The 21,903-nt window shown below is 49.6% G+C and carries 16 protein-coding genes and 1 tRNA gene; 10 read left to right on the top strand and 7 right to left on the bottom strand.

The annotated features are described in order from the left end of the window. Window positions 1-78: 78 nt before the first annotated feature. On the bottom strand, window positions 79-2,307 hold the full coding sequence (glgX, locus tag G445_RS09740) for a glycogen debranching protein GlgX (protein ID WP_306718308.1): 2,229 nt from the start codon (window positions 2,305-2,307) through the stop codon (window positions 79-81). Window positions 2,308-2,595: 288 nt separating this feature from the next. Here glgX and nudC point away from each other — a divergent pair, with 288 nt between their 5' ends. Continuing rightward, window positions 2,596-3,642 (top strand): NAD(+) diphosphatase, encoded by a 1,047-nt coding sequence (gene nudC, locus G445_RS10825; RefSeq protein WP_022866389.1) that lies wholly within the window; start codon window positions 2,596-2,598, stop codon window positions 3,640-3,642. A gap of 267 nt (window positions 3,643-3,909) precedes the next feature. Here the strand turns inward: nudC and G445_RS0104650 are convergent, their stop codons facing one another. Next, complete coding sequence (locus G445_RS0104650) at window positions 3,910-4,152, bottom strand: mycoredoxin (protein ID WP_022866388.1); 243 nt, start codon at window positions 4,150-4,152, stop codon at window positions 3,910-3,912. A gap of 191 nt (window positions 4,153-4,343) precedes the next feature. Here G445_RS0104650 and G445_RS09730 point away from each other — a divergent pair, with 191 nt between their 5' ends. Continuing rightward, window positions 4,344-6,434, top strand: coding sequence for an ATP-dependent DNA helicase UvrD2 (locus G445_RS09730; protein WP_084676489.1), 2,091 nt, complete (start codon window positions 4,344-4,346; stop codon window positions 6,432-6,434). A 137-nt stretch (window positions 6,435-6,571) separates the two neighbouring features. On the opposite strand, the gene G445_RS0104640 is transcribed toward G445_RS09730, so the two are convergent. Together G445_RS0104640 and G445_RS0104635 are read right to left on the bottom strand one after the other, a co-directional pair. Then, the gene (locus tag G445_RS0104640; RefSeq protein WP_022866386.1) at window positions 6,572-7,531 is read right to left on the bottom strand and encodes a hypothetical protein; all 960 of its coding nucleotides are present in this window, start codon (window positions 7,529-7,531) and stop codon (window positions 6,572-6,574) included. Between the two features lie 376 nt (window positions 7,532-7,907). Next, on the bottom strand, window positions 7,908-9,452 hold the full coding sequence (locus G445_RS0104635) for a zinc-dependent metalloprotease (RefSeq protein ID WP_022866385.1): 1,545 nt from the start codon (window positions 9,450-9,452) through the stop codon (window positions 7,908-7,910). 141 nt (window positions 9,453-9,593) lie between these two features. On the opposite strand from G445_RS0104635, the gene G445_RS0104630 reads away from it, so the two are divergent. Then, window positions 9,594-10,796 carry a YlbL family protein gene (locus G445_RS0104630; RefSeq protein ID WP_156825552.1) on the top strand — a complete coding sequence of 401 codons (1,203 nt, stop codon included), beginning with the start codon at window positions 9,594-9,596 and terminating at the stop codon, window positions 10,794-10,796. 340 nt (window positions 10,797-11,136) lie between these two features. Continuing rightward, window positions 11,137-14,202 (top strand): UPF0182 family membrane protein, encoded by a 3,066-nt coding sequence (locus G445_RS09725; RefSeq protein WP_306718306.1) that lies wholly within the window; start codon window positions 11,137-11,139, stop codon window positions 14,200-14,202. Window positions 14,203-14,554: 352 nt separating this feature from the next. Here the strand turns inward: G445_RS09725 and G445_RS0104620 are convergent, their stop codons facing one another. After that, window positions 14,555-16,852: a VaFE repeat-containing surface-anchored protein gene (locus G445_RS0104620; RefSeq protein WP_022866382.1), complete on the bottom strand. Its 2,298-nt coding sequence runs from the start codon at window positions 16,850-16,852 to the stop codon at window positions 14,555-14,557. Between the two features lie 213 nt (window positions 16,853-17,065). Here G445_RS0104620 and G445_RS0104615 point away from each other — a divergent pair. Continuing rightward, window positions 17,066-17,142, top strand: a tRNA-Met gene (locus tag G445_RS0104615). On the opposite strand, the gene G445_RS12070 is transcribed toward G445_RS0104615, so the two are convergent. Further along, window positions 17,099-17,437 (bottom strand): helix-turn-helix domain-containing protein, encoded by a 339-nt coding sequence (locus G445_RS12070; protein ID WP_407636591.1) that lies wholly within the window; start codon window positions 17,435-17,437, stop codon window positions 17,099-17,101. The two genes, G445_RS0104615 and G445_RS12070, sit on opposite strands and share 44 nt — an antisense overlap. 103 nt (window positions 17,438-17,540) lie before the next feature. Here G445_RS12070 and G445_RS12065 point away from each other — a divergent pair, with 103 nt between their 5' ends. Together G445_RS12065 and G445_RS0104605 are read left to right on the top strand one after the other, a co-directional pair. Further along, window positions 17,541-17,795, top strand: a complete 255-nt coding sequence (locus G445_RS12065) for a helix-turn-helix domain-containing protein (RefSeq protein WP_407636590.1) — start codon at window positions 17,541-17,543, stop codon at window positions 17,793-17,795. Window positions 17,796-18,327: 532 nt separating this feature from the next. Next, entirely contained in the window at window positions 18,328-18,936 is a 609-nt protein-coding gene (locus G445_RS0104605) for a hypothetical protein (RefSeq protein WP_156825551.1), read from the top strand. Here G445_RS0104605 and G445_RS0104600 read toward each other — a convergent pair. After that, window positions 18,911-19,579, bottom strand: coding sequence for a DUF6037 family protein (locus G445_RS0104600; RefSeq protein ID WP_022866380.1), 669 nt, complete (start codon window positions 19,577-19,579; stop codon window positions 18,911-18,913). The two genes, G445_RS0104605 and G445_RS0104600, sit on opposite strands and share 26 nt — an antisense overlap. Window positions 19,580-19,697: 118 nt before the next feature. On the opposite strand from G445_RS0104600, the gene G445_RS0104595 reads away from it, so the two are divergent. The 3 genes from G445_RS0104595 to G445_RS09720 all read left to right on the top strand — a co-directional run. Then, on the top strand, window positions 19,698-20,309 hold the full coding sequence (locus G445_RS0104595; RefSeq protein ID WP_156825550.1) for a hypothetical protein: 612 nt from the start codon (window positions 19,698-19,700) through the stop codon (window positions 20,307-20,309). A 4-nt stretch (window positions 20,310-20,313) separates the two neighbouring features. Beyond that, entirely contained in the window at window positions 20,314-20,916 is a 603-nt protein-coding gene (locus tag G445_RS0104590) for a hypothetical protein (RefSeq protein ID WP_156825549.1), read from the top strand. Between the two features lie 61 nt (window positions 20,917-20,977). Next, a partial coding sequence (locus tag G445_RS09720) for a helix-turn-helix domain-containing protein (protein ID WP_040430608.1) occupies window positions 20,978-21,903 on the top strand: 926 nt, incomplete at its 3' end.

Here is a 21,903-nt window from a genome sequence, read left to right as displayed (position 1 = left end):
CTCTAGCTACTAGCCATTGGGTTTGTGGAACGCTTATGCGCCACAACAATTTATCGATATGGCTTTATTGTAGGGCTTTTACGGCTCAGGATTGGCGAAGAATAAACGTATGGACATCGGGTCAACCACTGTTGAAGCACCGGGCTCGTAAACTCGCGTAGAATCAATAATCGGCCTGCGCCACGTCGAATCCCAGGTTAAAGCGTAAGGAGTTCCGCGACTTTCCGGCAAACGCACCGGCACATACTGATCCGAACCATTAATAATCACCAGCGCATCAGCATCTTGTTCCGCACCGGAACGCAACACCTGAACACAGCGGTTCATAGGATCAAACCATCGATAATCCGGCATCGGATTCCCGTCGTTGCCGTACCACATCAAATCAGGAAGCTGATCTTTTGAATCATCAACTGTTTCCGTGTAGAAACTAGAGGGACGCAAAACGCGGTGATCTTGACGCAGGCGAATAAGGAACGCAGTTGTTTCTGCCAAATCTTGCTGCCACGGCTCCACATCCCAATCCAACCAGGAAATCTCCGAATCCTGACAGTAGGAATTATTATTACCAAATTTCGTATCTCCCATTTCATCCCCGCCATAAATCATGGGGACGCCGGAAGAAAGAAGAAGAGTACCTAAAAGATTACGCATCGTCCGGGTGCGACGTTCCAGCAGGGAACCTGCCATAGCCCCACCTTCGTCGCCCTCGACACCGTGGTTCCAGGAACGGTTATTATCGGTGCCGTCGCGGTTATCCTCCTTATTTGCTTCGTTGTGCTTCCCGTTGTAGCTCACAAGATCGCGCAGGGAGAAACCGTCGTGTGCGGTCACAAAATTAATGGAGGCAAGTGGTCCGCGCCCGCCACTCGCACGGCCATGCGAGAACAAATCCGCACTTCCCGCAATACAGGTGGCAAGATCGCGCAAATCGGTGCCGGGTTGCCCATTTGCAATCGCGCCCTGATCAGCAACCCAGAATTGACGGATTGAATCACGGAAACGATCGTTCCAATCAGCGGTGGGGTGCGGGAAATTACCCGTTTGCCAACCGTTTGGCCCCATATCCCACGGTTCGTTAATGAGTTTCACGTTGGAGAGCACGGGATCTGTTGCCATCGCCATGAAGAGCGGATGGTTGGGATCGAATTGATCGCCCTTGCGCGCCAATGTGGAGGATAAATCGAAACGGAAACCGTCCACGCCAATATCCGTAACCCAGTAACGCATAGAATCCAAGGTCATTTTCAGAACGGCCTGCCTGCGGAAATCGAAGGAATTTCCACAACCCGTCGTGTCGTAAAAACCGCCAGCATAATTCGGTTGCTGCATATAGTACGATGTTTGCCCAAAACCGCGCCAGGAAATCGTCGGCCCGTCAACCCCGCCCTCGCACGAATGGTTGTACACAACGTCAAGAATCACTTCAAGCCCGGCCTCGTGCAGGCGCGCCACCATGTCTTTGACCTCCTGGATAACGGCGAGAGGTCCATTCATTTGCGCAATTTGCGTGGCGTAGCTTGGTTCTGGGGCGAAATAGTTGAGCGTGGAATATCCCCAATAGTTGGAAAGATCGCGTTGGGTGAGGAAGGGTTCGCTCATTTTTGCGTGAATCGGGAGGAGCTCAATGGTTGTCACTCCCAGGGAACGCAGGTAATCGGTTGACACAGGGTGAGCTAAACCGGAGTAGGTTCCACGTAAAGGTTCTGGAATAAGTTCAAGTTGTTGGGTAAAGCCTTTAACGTGGGTTTCGTAAATAACTGTTTTTTCCCACGGCGTGAAGAGTTGTTTTGTTGCCGGGGGTGTTTGTGGTACGATGACGCCACGGCACATGTACTTCAGCGAATCAAGATTTTCACGAACCGGAGGGTTCTGGGTGGGGGAGAGTGCTTCATTAACATGATGCGCATATAATTCCGGGGTTAATTCCGGGGAGCCTGTGACGGCGCGAGCGTAGGGGTCGAGAAGGAATTTCGCGGGATTGAAACGCATTCCTTGATCGGGATCCCACAAGCCGTGGACGCGATATCCGTATTCTTGTCCGGCGCGTACACCCGGGATGAAAGCGGACCACGTTCCGTTATGGGGGTGAAGTTTGAAGCGACGTTCTTGAAGAGAAGGTCCAGATTTATCGATAAGGCAAAGTTCCACAGCTGTTGCGTGTGGTGCGAGCACGGCAAAATCGGCTCCGCCTTCAACGAGGTGCGCGCCCAGGCGTAAAGGCCGCGACACTGCTTCCTGTGTACGTTCTGGCGCGCGCGCAACATAACGAGCGGAGGTATTGGGGAATCTGGACAGAGTACTCACACTTATAATTGTTGCAGAGAAAGCATCTAGAAGGAAATTATCAGCGAAAGTCGCGGGGTGAGTTTTGTTATGTTGTGACTTTCTGCCTAATAAAACGTGTATAATTCAGATTTTGAGGTGCTTAATGCTGTTACGGAATGTTTCTGAGGGCATTGTGAGCACGTCGTTATTTTTTATCTCGTATGAGCCTCATTCCTTTAGTCAAGTATTCGCATAGTGTTATTTTCTTCGCGTCAGGTGCGGATTACAACACAGTAATAGGGCGGAAAAACATAGTAATATTGGCAAATGATCGGAAACAGCCTTTTTTCACTGCTTGCCAACGTGGATATTCGTCGTCGTGAAGAACTACGCACAGATGCCGAGGCTCTCGGAAAAATCTGCGTCAGCCCGCAGGCGCGGTATCTCTTCGTTAGTGATTACACGGTTGCTGTTGACGAAAAATCCCCGGTTTTTTCCCCGCGTTTTTTCACTTATAGCGAGGTTGAGCAAAACGGTATTTTCCGAGAAACCCTTGGGAACGCAAACTATTTAGGTAGCGTTGACGACCTTCATTATTTTTCTTGTGATACGACGACGATAGTTCGCAACCTGCGCGAAAAGGCACTGCTGGCTGGCATTGAGGCGAAAAAGCTGGGCGATGGCGGGTGTCGCCCGAAAACTCGGGATCGCGTTTTGCATCCCGACACGGAAATCTGGGGTGGCCTTGCGTGGGGGTCGATCCGTAATTTGGCTCCCGAATGGACACCAGCAGAGGCTGGCTTGGCGGTTGAAGCGGTTGCCTTGAACAATATGTGGCGAAGCGCCCGGTTCTGCGCGGAATGTGGGGCAAAAATAGAGGTCCAAAACTCCGGATGGAATGGGGCGTGCCAGCGTGGCCATCTGCTTTTCCCGCGAACAGATCTTGCCGTCATTATGGCGATTACGGACGACGACGACCGCCTTCTTCTTGCTCATAATGGGAACTGGGAGCAGGGTCGATATTCGGTGGTTGCCGGTTTTGTTGAGGCCGGGGAGACGCCTGAAGCAGCGGTTCGTCGTGAAGTTTTTGAGGAAACGCAGATTCGCGTAGGCGAGGTGACGTATGCGGGGAGCCAGCCGTGGCCTTTCCCGAAGTCGCTGATGTTGGGGTATCGGGGGCGTGTGGCGCAAGGCGCTTCCACCCGTGTGATACCCGATGGTGTGGAGATTACCGAAGCGGCATTTTTCTCGCGCGAAGAGTTTATGGTGGCGCTGGAAGAGCGACGTGTGATGGTTCCGGGGCGTAGCTCGATTGCATATATGTTAATTAGCGATTGGGCCGGCGAGGATTTAACCCGGTTTATTAGTTGGTAGGCCGTGCTAACCTGCAGATAATATATCCCAAAATCCTGGAGCTATATCAAAAGCTTAATATTGATTTTTAGCCTGGATAAAGACATTTGCGTCGAGGAGGAACATTTACGCAACTCCTAGTTTTTTAGCGAATGTCATGAAAGATTTATGCTTGTTCAAGCCCGTCAAAGCATAAGCGTCTCGATAACTCGTACCGCCCTCAAATGTGTCAATTAAGACGGCCTGGGCGAAATTTTTACTGAGCCGATGTGGAGAATCTTGGAAAGTTTAGAGCGTTGCAAGCTTTTCCTGAATCTGCTTGAGCTTGGGGTTCGTCATCGAGGTTCCGTCGGAATAGACGAGGGTGGGAACAACCTGGTTTCCACCGTTGATCTGCGCGACTTTCGCCGCAGCTTCGGGAACTTCTTCAATATTTACTTCGTCCCAGGCAATTCCGGCACGTTTCATCTGATCTTTGAGCGCACGGCAGTAACCGCACCACGGAGTTGTGTACATCGTAATTTGTGACATACATGTATTTTACCCGGATGCCGAGGAGCGATTGGGTGATGAGCTCGGGGCGAACAACACCGCCACATGTAACCGCAAATGCACTTTATCCACAGCGATAGGTGGGCGCGTTGCGGATGCGCTAAAGTTTTGTGTGGAATGAGGTGGTGCAGGTTTCGCTGAACCCTGGCGCAGAACACAAGGAGGCGTGCGTGAGGCATCATAAAGAAAACGTCGCACATAATACAGCGCGCGTAAAACACGACGGGGAAGCCGTCGAACATACGGAAACATATGCGCGCACGCCGGAAAAAATTTTGGAGCTTTTGGACGAGGACCAACGCAAAGTTGCCACCAGTTTAACCGGAGCCGTGTGCGTGCGAGCCGGCGCGGGAACGGGGAAAACGCGGGCAATAACGCATCGAATTGCCTACGGAGTGCACACCCGAACATACAACCCGCACAATCTTTTGGCGGTTACTTTCACGACGAAAGCAGCTTCTGAGATGCGCGCGCGTCTGCGTAGCTTAGGTATTTCCGGGGTGTCGGCTCAAACGTTCCACTCGGCAGCATTACGTCAACTGCGCTATTTTTGGCCGACGGCGATTGGCGGAAACATACCAATGATCCGTGACAGTAAAATTCCGCTCGTCTCCCAGGCATGCGGGGCTCTCAACCTGCCCACAGATAAACTAAATGTTCGTGATTTTACGGCTGAAATAGAGTGGGCAAAAGTTTCACTTATTGGATCTGACACGTATCCTGATATTGCCCGGCGTATGGGGCGTGAGCATATTGCGGGATTCAGTTACGACGAGATAGCACAACTCATGGACGCCTATGAGGACGTCAAACTTGAACAGAATGTTCTTGATTTCGACGATATTCTGCTGGTGCTGTGCGGGATACTTTATGAACGCAAAGATATTGCGGAAAGTGTGCGCGCCCAATATCGCCATTTTGTTGTGGACGAGTTCCAAGACGTTTCGCCCCTGCAACACCAGTTACTTCAGCTGTGGTTGGGTGGCCGTAAAGATATTTGCGTGGTAGGGGATGTCTCTCAAACGATTTATTCCTTCGCGGGAGCGTCGTCGTCGTACCTTGCGAATTTCGTTGAAGAATATCCGGGTGCGAAAATAATCGAATTAACACGAGATTATCGTTCCACTCCCGAAATTGTGGATATTGCGAACAAAGTTATAGAGGACGACGGTTCCAAAGGCGCGGTTCACCTTGTTTCAATGCGTTCTTCCGGGCCGGAACTCTCCTATATCCAGGCCGCAACTGAAGATGAGGAAGCCGAAATAATCACGAATCATGTTCGCGACATGAAGAACAAAGGTGTCCCGCTGTCCTCCATAGCTATTTTGTATCGCACGAACGCCCAATCGGCGCGCTACGAAAAAGCCTTACATGATGCCGGAATAACGTATCAGGTGCAGGGCGCAGAGAGCTTCTTTTCACGCAAAGAAGTGCGCGAAGCCATGGCAACGATTCGTGCCGCTTCGCGCAGTGGGGTGCAAGAACCCCTCGGTTCGGCCGTGAGAACAATTCTTCGCTCATTGGGTTGGCGTGAAAAAGCGCCGGAAAATGCGGGAGCCGTGAGAGAACAATGGGAAGCGCGCACAGCGATACTGGAGCTCGCACGCGATCTGGAAAAACAAGGCATGAATATTGCGGCATTTTCGGCAGAATTGCAGGAACGTGCCGACACTAAAAATCCGCCCACCATGGACGGTGTTATCCTGTCTACCTTGCACGCAGCAAAAGGGCTGGAATGGGATACGGTTTTTCTTGCGGGACTTCATGAAGGTTTGATGCCAATTTCTTTAGCTAAAGGTGAGGAAGGAATCGCTGAGGAGCGCCGCTTATTCTATGTTGGGATAACTCGTGCCCAGACGCGATTATTTTTCTCCTATGCCACTACGGGGCACAACGGAACACAGCGAAAAATATCTCGGTTCCTTGAACCATATTGGAATCAATCACCCAAGTCCACGCGAAAAAAAGCACAGACCCTGGTACGGCAACGTTGCAAAGATGAGGAAACACGCGACTTTGCGGAACGATTTCCCGAACATGTAGCGCTTCTTGAAGAGCTTATTGAATGGCGTTTGTTGCGCTCGCGGGAAGAAAAGGTTCCCGCCTATCGGATATTGCCTCAGGTGAGTGTGAGAGAAATTGCGGTTATACGTCCCTCAAACTATGAAGGTTTGCTTAAGGTGCGCGGATTGGGGGAAAAGCGTATCGCAAAATACGGGCGTGAAATCCTTGAGATTGTGCGACATTTTGAGAATACATAGCATGGTGAGTGGCAGTTGTGTGCACAGTAGATGTTACGACGACGGGCGTTCGGGATACTTTCGGAAATAGGGGGCGCGCGTGGTTTGGGAGTAGGGGTGTGCTTGGTTTAAGAACAGTGGCGTGCTTGGCAAGTCCTTTATTTCGCGCGATCAAGGCGTTCGGGATATTTTTCGGGAAGAACAGCGCAGGAACACGAGGGATGTTGAGGAACATCAACAAGAAATGGGGCTTGAGGTGGTGGAGGAATCACCCATTGTTTTCCCAGGAGTGCCGGCTTTTTTCCGCACATAATCCCAAAAATTTCACCCGTAGCCAACCCCGCTGCCGTTAAAATGCCGGGGCGTGATGGATTGTAATGGCGGAAAGAATATGTTTGTAAGGCAAGGTCAACCCATGCGGGATTCTTGTCCACACGGTGATGAAACAAACAACTTGCGCACGCTGAGCCCATTCCCCGAACAACCGTCGGCCCAACACGAATGTCAAGATCTTCAACATACGCAAGGGTGTAAACGGGGAGGATACGTAAAATATCTGCGCAACGTAACGGGTCGGGTTCCTGAAGTGAGGTGACGAACGCTATGTCGGCATTCTTCGCGCTACCTGTAAAAACCTTGCTCCCATAACCACGCATATGAAGTGCTCCACGAAAAGCCGATATCCGGTGAGAGCTACGCGAGGACGCTAACAGATGATGATCTTTTAGGCCGACGGAGCCTTTATCGTTGGCAACAAACGCATGAATGCGAGAACTAAGATGAAGGGCGACTTCGACAGCCAGGGGATCCAAACGTTCGAGCCATAATTTTCGAGTGGAGGGTGAAAAATCGCCAGGAAGAACGGGATTGGGTGAGTCCGTGAGCATACCGGCTCGTCTCAACATGTTGAGAATTTCATCTGCCCGTTCGCGAGAAATAGAGTATCGGGAGGCCGAAGAATGGAATTCCTGAAGGGTCATCTCGGTGGACATGTGGGAGGTCAGGCGCTGTTCCGCGGGAGTTAAATCATCGCAGTGGATGGCAATTCGCGAATCGACACCGATTTGGATACGGGAGGGTGTTAACCACAGAACACGTAAAGGGTCACATAATCTCATGGGATGAGGATATGGAAAAGGTGATAACGACTCCAGTTAGTTTTCACAGCTGTGGAAAAGTGTGAAAAGAAAATGCAGGCATATGTGATACTGAAAAGTTGACCTTAGTGTCGTTTCCGAGCATTGAGGCTTTCGCGGGTGCCGTACGTGCGCTTGGCTGGGCACCCGCAAAGATGTGGGTGTAGCTAAGCGCAACACTAGCCGACGGAAATATTCGATTTGGGTATAGGTGTAGCTGTAGGCGAAATTGGGTATCGCCCTGATGTGTGTTTGCGCGGGCCTACCTGCGAGTGTGTTTGTTTGAGAAGCGGTAATTGAGCTATTGCGCGCACCCGCAATAGCGTTCGCACGCAATAATGCTGATATTGCGGGTTGCCTAGTTGCCCGGATCCTGTTCGCCATTTTCGGTGTGGTTGCTTTCGCCGTTGTTGCTTTCGCCGTTATCGCTGTTGCTGTGGTCGCTTCCGTTATGGTTGCCAAAATCTTTTCCGGATGTTCCGTTTAAGCCGGCGTTGAGGACTTCTTCAAGGAAGGAATCGAGTTCTGCCTCAATATCTGTGAGTTCCTTTTGAGTTTCGAAGAATTTCTCCGGGTTTTCCAAATCTTCGGGTTGAGGCAAAATATCTGGGTGGTTCCACAATTTTTCACGCTCATTGATGCCGAGTTTATCGGTTGCCATCATCCAAAACGCGGTTGCTTCGCTAATTCGACGTGGGGAAACATCCGTACCAATAAGTGCGCCGAAAACTCGGTTCATGGGAGAATCAGTGGCTTCGCGTCGAACAAAAGCTTCCTCCAGTATTGTGGCATGAGGAAGTTGTGAGGCAACGGCGTTACGTGTCACGCAGGACACCCAACCTTCAGCAAGAGACAGCAGATGTTCGACGTGAGCCAGAGATTTTTGCTGGGCTTCCGTAGTGTCGAAAATGAACAGATCTCCCAAATCAATCGCTGGTACTTCCATGCCCATGCCCGTGCCTATGTTGTCCATATCCAAGGAATGGGGATCGAAACCCATTTCTTGAGCACGCTCTTGAATGGCGTCCACATTAATTGTTAACTCGCCCGCATAAGCCGCAACCGCATCAAGAATTGAGGTGCGCAACCAGGGAACACTCGAATACAAACGAGCCGCCGCAATTTCACGGACCGCAACATACAGTTGCAATTCCTGAAGATCGCTCTGGATGCTATCCGAAAATTCGTCAATATTTGCGGGAACCAGCGCCGTAGTTTCACCCTCGACCAAGGGAATGCCGGTGTCCGTCGAACCAAAAGCAACCGTCGCTAAATCTCCCAAACCCTTACCGAATTGAACTGCGAGAAGGGAGGAAATCATGAGGACAATAAAATTACTATCGAATAACTGTGAGCCACCGAAAAGATTGTCTTTCATATCCTCGGGAATATCCTCAAGTTGTGCGGTGAGGGTTTCCTCGAAAGCGCGCGCAATATTTTCGCCAACAGGTCCGGTTAATTTCTTGAAGGTAGGAAGCGAATGTGCAACCCAATCTAGGCGACTCCATACCTGAAGTGTTCCATTAATAGGACCAAAATTCGTGACCGGATCGACCCATAAATTCGCTACATTCATTGCCTGCTTTGCATGGGAACACTGTTCGGAGGTAGGTTTCCCATCCCCGGCATTATGCAAAACGGTGTGGCGCGCTACCTCGTCGCCCATTTTCCAGTTGATAGGGCCTTTCCCGCCGTTACCGGTAAGTGATGAAATGAAGCTACCGATGAGTTGCATTCCGTTCGAGTCCAAAAACATGGGGGGAAGATTACCAGAGTGGGCGTTTTCAGAGTTACCCTTATTCGTTTCGTCTAAAGAACGAATCACTTCATCGGCGACGTTATCGCCCATGATTGAGCGCAACATGTTTTCCCATTCTTCGCGTGACTTATCCTGATCACTCATTTACGCCTCCCTTGCTTACTTCGCCTATTTTACGTGGTTGTGGCGATATATGCTGTATATCCCCATGCTCCTCGCTTCCAGATGAATTTTTGTGGCAAAATTCTATCTACACATGTGGGGAATTCGTGTAATTATAGATAGGTGAGTGAAAAATCTTTCCAATTTGAGGAAAACAATAGCGTAGCAGATGCTGATAGTGATGGCGCATTTGCTAGGAAAATGGAAGTGAAAAGCCCCCGTAAAACAAAAAAAGGTGCGAAAAACGGGAGTCTTTTCTACTTTCTAGTGGCGACTTGCCTTGCCCTCATAATGCCGGGCGCATATCTTATACAAGAACCCGGTCCGATGCTGAACCTATCGGGGGAAATTAATGGCAAAAATATTGTGACGATTGACGGCGCTCGGGATCACATGAGTTCCGCCAAATTTTATATGACGACCGTAAGCACAATGGGTGACCCAGATTTTGGCGCTACGGGCGGGGCGGCGTTACTGGCGCTTTTTTCGCCGAATAATCAATTGGTTCCCGTGAGGGCAATGTATCCCAAAGAAGTTTCGACGAAACAAATTGATGAAGAGAATCGACAAATGATGCAGTCCTCGCAAGATAGCGCGGCCGATTACGCTATTTATAAGGCGGGATATCGCATTGAAGGCGACGTAGTTGTGTACGCGATTGATAAAAATGGTCCTGGGTACAACAGGTTAATGCCCGAAGATATTGTGCGCACGATAACGTTTAATGGGGAAACCCACAAGATTCCCAATTTCGGGGAGATGACGTCACTTTTGGATAAAATACCCCCGAAGTCGACGATTGTGTTGGGTGTGGATCGTGGCAAGAACCGTGAAAATGTTGATGTCACGACGCAAGCCTGGGCGACGGATCCCACCGGGTATGTTCGGAAAGGCTCACGTATTGGGGTGAGCGTTGGTGTGAAAAACCTGAAGTCTTACGTGAAAGTGAAGTATGCGGTGGAAGGAATCGGGGGACCATCTGCCGGGTTAATGTTTACGCTCGCAATTTATGACCGTTTGACTGAGGGAAATCTTGGGAAAGCCGAAGCCTTTGCGGGTACCGGAACGATTAATGGTTCTGGAGAAGTTGGCCCTATTGGAGGAATTCGGTACAAAATGGTCTCTGCCCATAAGAAGGGGATCAAAAACTTCCTTGCCCCGGTGTTAAATTGTGATGAAGTAACTGCATATCCGCAACCGGGTATGAACGTGTGGGCGGTGCGTACTTTTGATGAAGCACGCCAGGTTGTTGACGCAATCGGTAAGGGGGAGACCCCTAAGGTTCCTCAATGTTCAGAGATTGAAATTTCCCCTCAACGTGGCTAGGTCTTTTCTGTCCAAAGAGCAGTCCTGAAACTTGTCCTAAAAGGTTGCGACATCATAACCACAACTGCAGTGTCCCAAAACACGAAACACAACCTCGGAAAATCAACAAAAAACCAGCCTTCACAACACAAAAACCAAAACTTGTGGAAGTCAGGGGGCTACGTGGAAGAGCTGGGGGGATGTGTTGAGATGGGCACAGGGATAAAAGTGACTAGCTTAGCGCGGAATGTATAGGAAAAGCTCGTAATTTCGGTTATTGTTATGTGTGTATATGGCGTTTGCCCTCCAGGGCACGTCGCAACGATATGGTTTAGCCATTGGTCGAGAGTCAGGATTTTTCTTGAGCACAACAACCGAAAAGAAATGGTTCCCGTTTAAGGGAGGGCGTCAGCTTACAGCTTTCTGGTGGACCTTGGGGATTCTTCTTCTCCTTTTAGGTGCACTGTATGTAGGTTCCGGTGTTTACACGGAAATAAAATGGTATTCACAGTTGGGCGTTGCCCGAGTGTTTTGGATTCAATGGGGGTGGGCTTTTGCCTTAGGGGTAATTGGTGCTCTCCTTGTTGCAATATGCTTCTGGTTTAATTTCCGTTACGCACGTAGCAAGGACTACGGTAGCCCAGCCAGTGTTGAGTCCTATAGGAATTTTGTAGAACGTTTCCGCTGGACACGCAACGTTTTTGTCCCCGGGTTGGTGGGGCTGATTATGGGTGTGGGTCTGTCCTCCGACTGGCAAACATATCTTACTTGGTTCTATCGCACACCCTTTGGAGATAAAGACCCACAGTTCGGTATGGATATTAGTTTCTATATCTTCACCTATCCTCTTCTTCAGTCGCTGTGGACATTTGCTGTTACCCTCCTAGTAGTTTCAGCAATCGGAGCTGTGCTTGGACACTATATATATGGCGGAGTTATTCTCGACAAGGGCAAGGTTAAGCTTCAAAAACGTGCAAAAATCCATGTTGCTGTTCTGGGACTTCTCGCGTTTGCAATTGTGGCGGCCTACTTCTGGCTTGAGCGTTACCAGTTGTTGCTGAACACGAATTCTCGCTTCTCTGGGGCCTCCTACACTGATATCAACGCCAATCTTCCAGGGTTGACGATTCTTGCGATTACCTTCCTGATTATCGCCGTTATTTTCGTTTACTCCATGGTGAAAAATTCTTGGCGATTGGTTACGGCTGGCGTTATCGTCGCCATTATTGCGGGAATAACTCTTGGTTGGGCTTGGCCCACAATCGTGCAACAGTTCCGCGTTACCCCAAACACAATCGAACTGGAATCTCCGTTCATTAATCGCAATATTGAAGCGACGAAGAAGGCCTACGGTTTAAATAAGGTTGAAACGATTAGCTACAATGCACGCACGGAAGCGCAGGCAGGGCAGTTGCGTGATGACGCGAAGTCAACAGCACAAATTCGTTTGCTTGACCCGAGCATTGTTTCCCCAACCTTTAACCAGATGCAACAAAACCGTCAGTACTATGGTTTTGCCCAGCAACTTTCAGTTGACCGTTACAACCTCGATAACACCGATCGCGACACAGTTATTGCCGTTCGTGAATTGAACTTGAACGGCCTTGGCGATAACCAGAGAAGCTGGGTTAATGACCACACGGTTTACACTCACGGTTTCGGAGTTGTTGCCGCATACGGTAACACGACAGGTACTTCGGGTGCCCCGGAATTCTTGCAGTCCGGTATTCCTTCACAGGGACGACTTGGCGAATATGAACCCCGTGTCTATTTCGGGCAGAATTCGCCTGATTATTCCATTGTTGGTGCGCCTAAGGGGAGCGAGCCCTGGGAAATTGATTACCCCTCAGATAAAGCTGAAGGTTCCCAGGTTCTCAACACCTATCAGGGTAACGGTGGCCCGAAGATTGGTAACTTCTTCGATAAACTTATGTTCGCCATTCGTTTTAGCTCTACCGATATTTTCTTCTCCAATCGTGTAACAAAGGATTCACAGATTCTTTTCAACCGTGATCCTCATGATCGTGTTGCGCGTGTTGCTCCTTACCTCACTTTGGATTCCAAGGCTTATCCTGCCGTCGTCGATATGGATGGCGATAAGAAAACGCCTAAGAGGCTTGTGTGGATTATTGATGGCTATACAACATCAGAAAATTATCCCTACTCTGCTCGCGAATCTTTGGCGAGGGCCACGAACGACGCTCTGACCGATAAAGAAGTGAAGGAACGCCGTGCCGGTAAGGAAGTGAACTACATTCGTAACTCCGTGAAGGCCGTTGTGGATGCTTACGATGGAAGCGTCAACCTTTACGCATGGGACGATAAGGATCCGATTCTTAGGGCATGGGACAAGATTTTCCCGAATGTATTGAAACCTGTGAACAAAATGTCCGGCGATTTAATGGCGCATATCCGTTACCCGGAAGATATGTTCAAGATTCAACGTACTCTCATGGCTCGCTACCACGTCAGCGATCCGGGTTCCTTCTACACCGCTGGTGATTTCTGGAACGTTCCTAACGAACCAGCTGTCGATTCTGCTTCAACTAAGCGACTCGAAGCTGGGACTTCCTCCGAACTCCAGCCCCCTTACTATCTGACATTGCAAATGCCCGGTCAAGAAAGTGCAGAATTCTCCCTTTCCACAGGATATATTCCGGGTGGCCGCACGGATCGAAACATTATGACAGGTTTCATGGCTGTCGATTCCAATGCCGGTAATGAGGCAGGAAAGGTTCGAGATGGTTACGGAAAGATTCGTCTCCTTGAACTTCCCCGAGATTTGACGGTTCCAGGTCCAGGCCAGGCACAGAACAACTTCCTATCTAACCAAGAAGTTTCACGTAGACTGAATCTCTTGCGTCAAGGTGGTACGACGGTTCGCATGGGTAACCTCCTCACATTGCCTGTTGGTGGCGGTATGCTCTATGTCCAACCCGTCTATGTTCAGGCATCTCAAGGCACAACATATCCGTTAATGCAGTATGTTTTGACGGCGTTCGGTGATGGAAATATTGGTTTTGCGCCAACACTTGAGGAAGCCCTCAACCAGACCTTCGGCGGTGATTCAGGTGCGAAGGCAGGAGATGCCAACATTGAATCCCTCAAGAAGGACGTGTCTCACGATAAGGCACAAGCCGACGAGTCAGATGGTAAGACCGATAAAGCAAAGCCAAAATCTGATGATAATAAGGCCTCTGCACCGGCCGAAGCCTCTGCTCCCACACCGGCAGCTCCTGCCGCACCTGCTGGCGGAGCCCAAGAGCGCTTAAATAACGCGCTTTCTACGATGCGCGCTGCGGTAACGGATGCCGATAAGGCACGTCAATCCGGCGACTGGGCAGCCTATGGTGAAGCTGAAAAGAGAATTCGCTCAGCTCTCGACCAGGCAGTTGCTGCTCAAAAGGAACTCGAAGGAAATAAGTAAGCTAGCACGTAACCTACTAGCTTAATCCTTCACCTTTCCATGGGTGGTGCATCCCAACAGGGATGCACCACCCATTGTTGTGTAGAGATTAGCTACTGTTAACTACTTGTGTGATTATGGCTGTTGGCTACTTTTGTGCTTAGGCCCGGTTAGGGTCTAGTAGATCCCGTTAGGCCCGGTTAGGGTCTAGTAGATCCCGTTAGGCCCGGTTAGGGTCTAGTAGATCCCGTTAAGCCCGGTTAGGGTTCGTTAGACTCGTTAGACCCGGCTAAGTCCGGCTCAATCCGCCTAAATCCCAAAGCAACACATTTTGTCTATGAACCACACGTTTTGTCTATGAGCCCCGGATTATTTATGCTGAATCCTGCCGTCGTAAACGAAGCATTCCGATGCCCGACCCGATTAACGAAAACATTGCGATAACGCTGGCACTAATTCCTACACCGGTTTTTACGAGATTAGGTGGAGGTGTTGGTGAAGGCGTAACGCTCACCGTTTGATCAGTGTCCGTTAAATCGTGATGGAAGGAAATAATTCCGTGCTCATCGGCAACATTTTCAAAAACAACAATCTTGCGATTCTCTAAACCAGTTGCGTCGAAAGGAATCACAATATTCGCGCATTCGTCGGCGGATTTCGGAGTGAATTGAGTTGTTACCGTGACGGGTTTGCCGTTATTCATTAACGGTTTACCGTCGTCGAGCATGAGCTGTGTCGAAATAGTGTAGGTTTTTCCAGGCTTCAAGGACTTTTTCGTATCGCACACACGATCCGTAATAGACTGCTTCGGTTCAGGTAGCATGGTTTTTTCTCCCGTGCTTGTATTCGTCGCCGTTGTTTTTAACTCTGGGGGAGAAGCCTTTACCGTGTATTGTTCCTTGACATCCGTAACCTTGGATTCGAAGGGTTCAACACGGTCGTCGCCCTTAAATGACGTTACGAAAACATAGGTTCCGAGAACTGGCGAGCCGTCCTTGTTGTAGGCGATTTTAAATGTGGAATCGCCAATCGAGGGATGGAAACCGTTGGTTGCGGGAACCTTCACGCTCCCCACAACTGTGGCTTTCGCCCGGTTTTCTTCGCTCACGGTTAAACCTTCAGGGAAAAACAGCAAACTTTGCGTTATATGCTGCTCATCGGCAGCAAAACGTCCATCGCCAGTGAATTTCCCGTGATCTGAAGGCAACCCGTGAATCCATATATCGTCAACAAGGTAGGTTCCACTCTTCGTTTCGCGAATGGATAGCGAGGAATCCACGTCCGCGCGGTGCTTAAAGGACGTTGTTTCCTCAGGAATCCCAAAGTAATCCGCCCATTTTCCTGCAACACGGTCGCGATTTTCCCCTTCTTTCAACATGTTTTTCTCCACGCTCCACACGACAGTAACGAAACCAGGCTTTTTCGTCGTGAAATCAGCACTGAGTTTTCCCGGTCCGTGCGCAACGTGAGTAACTGTGCCGATAACTTCTGCCTCCTTGGGAACGGAACTCGCCTTAGCAGGGGGAAGCTCGCCAACATAGTACGCTGTTGCCCGGTAGGCTACAGGAATATAGGTGTCTGTTCCGTAAAACTTTGCCCATATGCCGTTGCCATAGTTCGGATCCGCATATGCCTCGAAACTATCCGTAAAAGAACCCGTCTCGGTGATTTTCTGAACGTGGGAGACACCTGAAGGCTGAAAATCGTATTGGACTCTCCACCCGGGTGATTCGACATTCGTGAAATATGAATGAGGTTGATGGGGGTATTGGATAGTGTTCTGTATTTTTCCATCAGGATGAACAAGATACAGAAGTTCCTCGGCGCTTTTCTCGTATCCTTGAATGATTTTCACGTCCCCGTTACCCGTAGCGCGCCAATGAAGCATTACCGCATTGGGTTGAGAAACGCCTGCCCATTCCGTCGTCCCGGTTTCAAGGAAAATTGCTGGGCCTTCAATTTTTGCCGTTATTTTCCTTCCTGCAATCCATTGGCCTGAAGCGTTCTTCAACCCAATATTTTCGACGGTGCCCTCGTACTGTTTATTCCCGGTCGGTTGAATGGTTTCGTAGGAATGTGCGGTGGAAGATCGCGCCTCTTGGGCTAGCTCCCGGGCACGCGCGTCAATATCTGCTCGATTTTGTTTTACGTGTTTGATGAGCCATGGAATGAGCGTTGTTGCCTCATGCCCTTGTTCCATGTTGACGTGAACGAGGTAGGCAAGAGCCGCTAAAGTAACGCTATTTCGTTCCAGTTGGTGGGCGTCCAGCGCTGTTGCGAGTTGCGCGGTGGTGAGTTGCAATCCAGCATCCCCGCTGACGTTAACAGTTTCTTTAAGGGAGGAAACTTGTACGACGGCGCCACCTCCCGGTGCATCATTATCTAATTCCACACACCAGGCGGGAAGTGATGAGTTAACGCCCGCTCCTTTCGGGGGAGCGAGAGCTGCCAGCCTTACCGGAGTTCCGCCCTGGGGAGTTGTTACAGTGACGCCTGATCCGGGGAAGAAGAGTGCGGATTCATCGTGCCGATTTGTTGGAATACTTAGCGCGTGTGAGGGTTGCGTGTAGAGTATCGCCAACATGAGAGTGAAAAGAATCGCTAAGGGACTTAACCCTGGAGGGGTGCGCCTCTTGTTGTAGCGTTTGTGAAAGATTGGCGTATGTGCCATGTGTGTACCTTTCCGTTAATGTGTGTTCCTCCTATTTCACGGAAAGTTCGACGACGATGTTTTCGCTATCCACAGGTTTTGCCAAAAAGAGATATGTCCACAGGGTTAGGTTATGAGAGGCGGGGAAGTTATTCACAGTTTCAACATGTTATGCACGGATTTTTCAAAAAATTTGACATGTCGAAAAAGGATGTGTATTATTTATCGAGTCGCCGCGGGGTGGAGCAGTTCGGTAGCTCGCCGGGCTCATAACCCGGAGGTCGTTGGTTCAAATCCAGCCCCCGCCACCAATCGAGAATCCGTAACCACGTTCTGGTTGCGGATTTTTTCTTGCTCTAATTCCACTGTTTCTTCCGGTAAAAGTTCGGATAGAGGAACGTTGAGGAACGCTGCGGTTTTTACAAGGTCGGATGCTGACCACGCCGTCGTTCCTCGCACTTTCCGAGAGACAGTCGTGTGTGACAACCCTAACCATGTAGCTAAGTCGGTTAGGGTGAAGTTATGGCGATATAGCCATAGATGCACACGTTCCCCAATAATCTGATCCGGTGTCAGTGTAGCCGTATATTTTTCTATTACGCTCATAAAAGCCATAATACACACATGTTGCATGAAATGCACGACGGTTCACAATGTAGACACCTTGCGCATCTAATCTACGTTCAGATAGTATGTATATGTGCATGAAATGCACGCTTGCATAGAAAGGACGCTAATGGAGTTGGAAACGTTGCTTACCACGTCGCAGGTGGCTGAGGCTTTTTCTGTTGCCCCTTCTACCATTACTAGGTGGTGTAGGAGGGGGAAGATTAGGTATATCACCCATCCTGGTGGTCAGTATCGTATTCCAGTATCTGAGGTTGAACGTTTTTTAACACCGTCTATTACATCTGTCAATAACCAGGTTCCGGTGTTGCCGGGTCAGACTGAGTTGTGTATTTGAGGGGGTGTTCACATGTCCGTTTCAAAAGTCATACAAGTATGTGGCGAGCGTGGCTATAAGGGTCACGCCATGTGTGAACGCTCCTTTGGGTACACGGCTTATCCCCTTGGTTTCGCGCGTCCTTGCATAGCTATCACCATGCCGGGTATAATTGTTATTGGTGCTAGAAACACCAACAAACAGCGGTTTACCGCTCCCGGCATGGGCGGTTTTCTTTATGCTACGGCAAAACATGGTCTTTGCCGGGAGTACGCCGAGAATACAAGACCCGTTAGGGGAATATCGGCTGCCCGACTGTTTGCGGGTTTTCTAGCTCCCGGTGTTGCTATGCCGGTAAAGCATGTCAACACTGGTGTTGACAACGGCTCTAGAAAAGCCCAACAAACAGTATTGGATATTGTCATGTTTCTAGTTTCCTGTGACAGGGTTTTATCTCTCTGCATCTCCCATAATTCTGCTTATCCGTGTGCGGGATGGAAAGCCCGTACACGCGCGTATGCCCGTCCTTGTGTGGCACGAGGGGGTGGGTATCGTGGCTGAGCTGGTAAAGACTGAGAATGCTGATGTGGTGCGTGACATGCTACGGTTTGCGTCCACATTTGCGTCGTTGCGTTTCCCGTGTGATAGTGAGGTTCGTGCCTTGACTGAGCGTGAGCGTAGCGAGGTGCGTGTTCTTCGTTCGATTCTTGAAGATGTTGCTAGCCGGTTAGCTGGTGGTGAAGATCCTTACGAGTGGTTTAGTAAGGGAACGTCTATGCCTGTGGGTGAGATACGTCCAAACACGTTCCAGTATGCGTGCAAAGGGTTGTATCACCTTGCAGATACAGATGAAGCATTGTTCTTCTTTGGTAGTGCGTTGTTCAAATTACTTCGTCTTGCGTTGATGTGGCGTGATGAAGATGTCGTGTGGGCTGATTACGGTGTTGCCACATATGTGTTGGGCGCGATTGGTTTGATAGATCAGCGTATGGCTATACCCGGGGCGGTTGAAGAGCTTTCCAAGGCAGGAGAGCATCTTCATGTGTTGTATGACCTGGAAGAGTTTCGACTGTTTGATGAAAGGGGTGAGTATCTTGAAGAATCACAACGCGATAATAGGCGTAGAGTCAACCGTTTCACGAGCTACCGTTTCCACAACTAATTGTGTTACCGGAAATTGTGTTAATCCAATCGTTCCACTCTTTATCGGAAAAGTCTTTAGGGTTATCACTCCAATGGGACGAGTATCCGTATGTGCGGGCGAACATGTAGGCGTGTTCACCGATAAGGAGACGTGTCTTTTCCAGGTTATTGGCACTCGGATGCCCTGTGTGTCGCATGTAGAGAAAATAGATTTTATTCCTTTCTTCAACGATACGTTTATGTATGTTGGGTGGCAATTGATGAGGCAACGGTCGGCTAACAACCCCCGGTTGTGTAAGGTGCTTGAATGCTCCCATTATCCATTCTTTTGTACTCCATCGATTATCGGGGCGTGGGTTGGGATTAATGTTCAATGCGTTTTTCAACCCGTCTTCGTTGAATTCTCTAGCGTTGCCTGGGTAAAGCCACTTTTTTCTGCTACACAATATGTCAATGGTTTGACTCCATGGGCGTTTAGCGTTTTGCTCAATAATGTAGAGTTCGGCGCATTTTTGACCAGGCGTGAGGGGTTGAAGCTGGGTGAAAATGAATTGGAATCTGTGGTTTCCGTCGTTAATACTCCAACTAAACCTGTCGATTTTGTGGATTTTAACAAAATCGGTCAGAATAACCCAGTCCTCCTGGGTTCCAAGATCTGGCATGAGTTTTCCTCCAAGTGCTTGTTGGGGGGACACGCTGATGCGTGTTGGTTAGGGAAACACTGCCATGTTTCCCTAACCGTATTCTTTATCTTCATTATGGCACGAGGGGGTGGGTATCGTGGCTGAGATGATAGAAACTGAGAACATTGATGTGGTGCTCGATAAGTTATGTTTGGTATCCACGTATGCGTCGTTGCGTTTCCCGTTTGATAGTGAAGTTCGTGCCTTGACTGAGTATGAGCGTAGCGAGGTGCGTGTTCTTCGTTCGATTCTTGAAGATGTTGCTGCCCGGTTAGCTGGTGGTGAGGATCCTTACGAGTGGTTTAGTAAGGGAACGTCTATGCCTGTTGGTGAGATACGTCCAAACACGTTCCAGTATGTGTGTCAGGGGTTCGCCTTTTGGCGTGATGATGGTGTGCGTGAGGTGTTTGAGAATTTTGGTAAAAGCGTGAGGAGTGCATGTGGTGATGCAATGTATTGGCGGGGTCGGAAGGTGTGGGCTGATTACGCTGTTGTCATGATCGTGTTGGGTGTTATTGGTTTGATTGATCAGCGTATGGCTATACCCGAGGTGGTTGAAGAGCTTTCCTATGTGGGTAAGCATCACTGCATGTTGTATGACATAGAAGAGTGCCGCATGTTTGATGAAAGGGGTGAATATTATGCCCCATCGGATCGTTGTTATGGACACCGTAAAACCGACTTTAGGACCTACCGTTTCCACAACTAACCATGTGGATATAGATTCGTGGGTTGAAGGTGACCTTGTGTTGTATCCTGCGGGTGTTATTCCTTTGGTCATGTTTAACCGTCCCTGTCATGTGCTGGGCAACCCTGTTGAAGGGGTTGGAATACGTGTTGTATTCGATGTGCCTTTTGCAGATGATACGGCTGGGGAATACGCGAATTGCTTGCGGTATCGTCTTCGGGCGTATTGGGATGATTATGGGCAGTGTTTTGCTTTGGATGCCTCCCCGGATTGCCCGCCTTATGGTATTGAGTCTTTCGAGTATATTCTTTCCGATGTTGATAAGTCGGGTTTTGCTGATATTGATGTGTCTGGGAATTGTTCCAGAATTCCCGAAAAGGATATAGCGCATGTTTTAGGTGCGCTTGCGACATATAAAGATGAGAGACATGTTCTTGAACGTCCGGTGATGTTGTACATGTATTTCCATTCATATCCCAAAGAATTAACTCAAACGTTATCGTTCCCTTCTCCTTGCTATATGACTCGTGAGATGGCGCAAAACTCCTCGTTGTGGAGGCTTCGGGATATTGAGGCTGACACGAAACGATTTCCGCTACATCAGGTAGGTGCGCCATGGTATTACTAAACAGAATCCATATCCGTCAAGGCGTGCTAGGTAGTGTATGTTGTGCGCGAGGGGGTGTGGTATGAGTTTCCGTGCTGTCACGTGGGCGTTTGACCACGTAGAAGGTGTTACCGCTTCTGAAAAGCTTGTTCTCCTCGCATTGGCTGAGTTTGCTAATGATGAGGATGTTACATGGCGCTCGATCCAAACCGTTGCCAAGCGCGCTATTTCCAGCCCTTACACCACCCGTAAGCATTTAGCGACTTTAGAATCGTATGGTTTCATTTCTCGTGAGCCTAGATATGCGTGGTGTGATAGTGAGGATGTTCCGTGTGCAACTCGTCCTGCTCATAAGCATCGGTGTGGCACGCTCTACAAGCTCCACCTTGATCGGACAACCCCACTTCGAGAAGAAGTGTCTACCACCGTTAAGGCTGTGGATAACTCGGAGTTATCCACAGAAAAGTTATCCACAGGTAATAAGGGTTTCGAGAATGAAAAACCCTCAAATGTCGAGAAATCGGCGGAAAATCAAGGAAAAGTCCACAGGTGGCAAAAAGCAACATGTGGAGATGGTACAAAGTCCACAGGTGGCAATTCCGCCGCCTCACAGGTGGCAATAGTGCCCACCATATGTACATATAACCCCCATATAAACCTCCATCCATACCACCCCAACCCCTCCGTAACGTTTTCGGGTGTGGATAACCTACTTGGTGTGGATGGTGAAATTCTTGCACGTGAGGATGATCTTCACGGCTCGGGGTCTCGTGTGGGCGTGGGTGTGGGTGAGCCTCCGGCTCGTTCCCACACCGCGCCTGAGCTTCCTGGGGCTTGCGATATGCACGCCTTACCGGACATGCCGGGTGAGCCTAGCAATCTTGGTGAGGTGTGGGAACAGAGCACTCCTGGTAAACCTTGTGAGCCTGGCGAGTCTGGGGAGATTCTTCCTGGTTCTCCAACGCAGGGAGCGTGTGCGGATAGCGTTTCGGGGGAGGGTATGCCGGT

The organism is Actinotignum urinale DSM 15805 (genome assembly GCF_000420445.1).
Lineage (GTDB): Bacteria > Actinomycetota > Actinomycetes > Actinomycetales > Actinomycetaceae > Actinotignum > Actinotignum urinale.
This window is presented reverse-complemented; position numbering and strand designations above follow the sequence as displayed.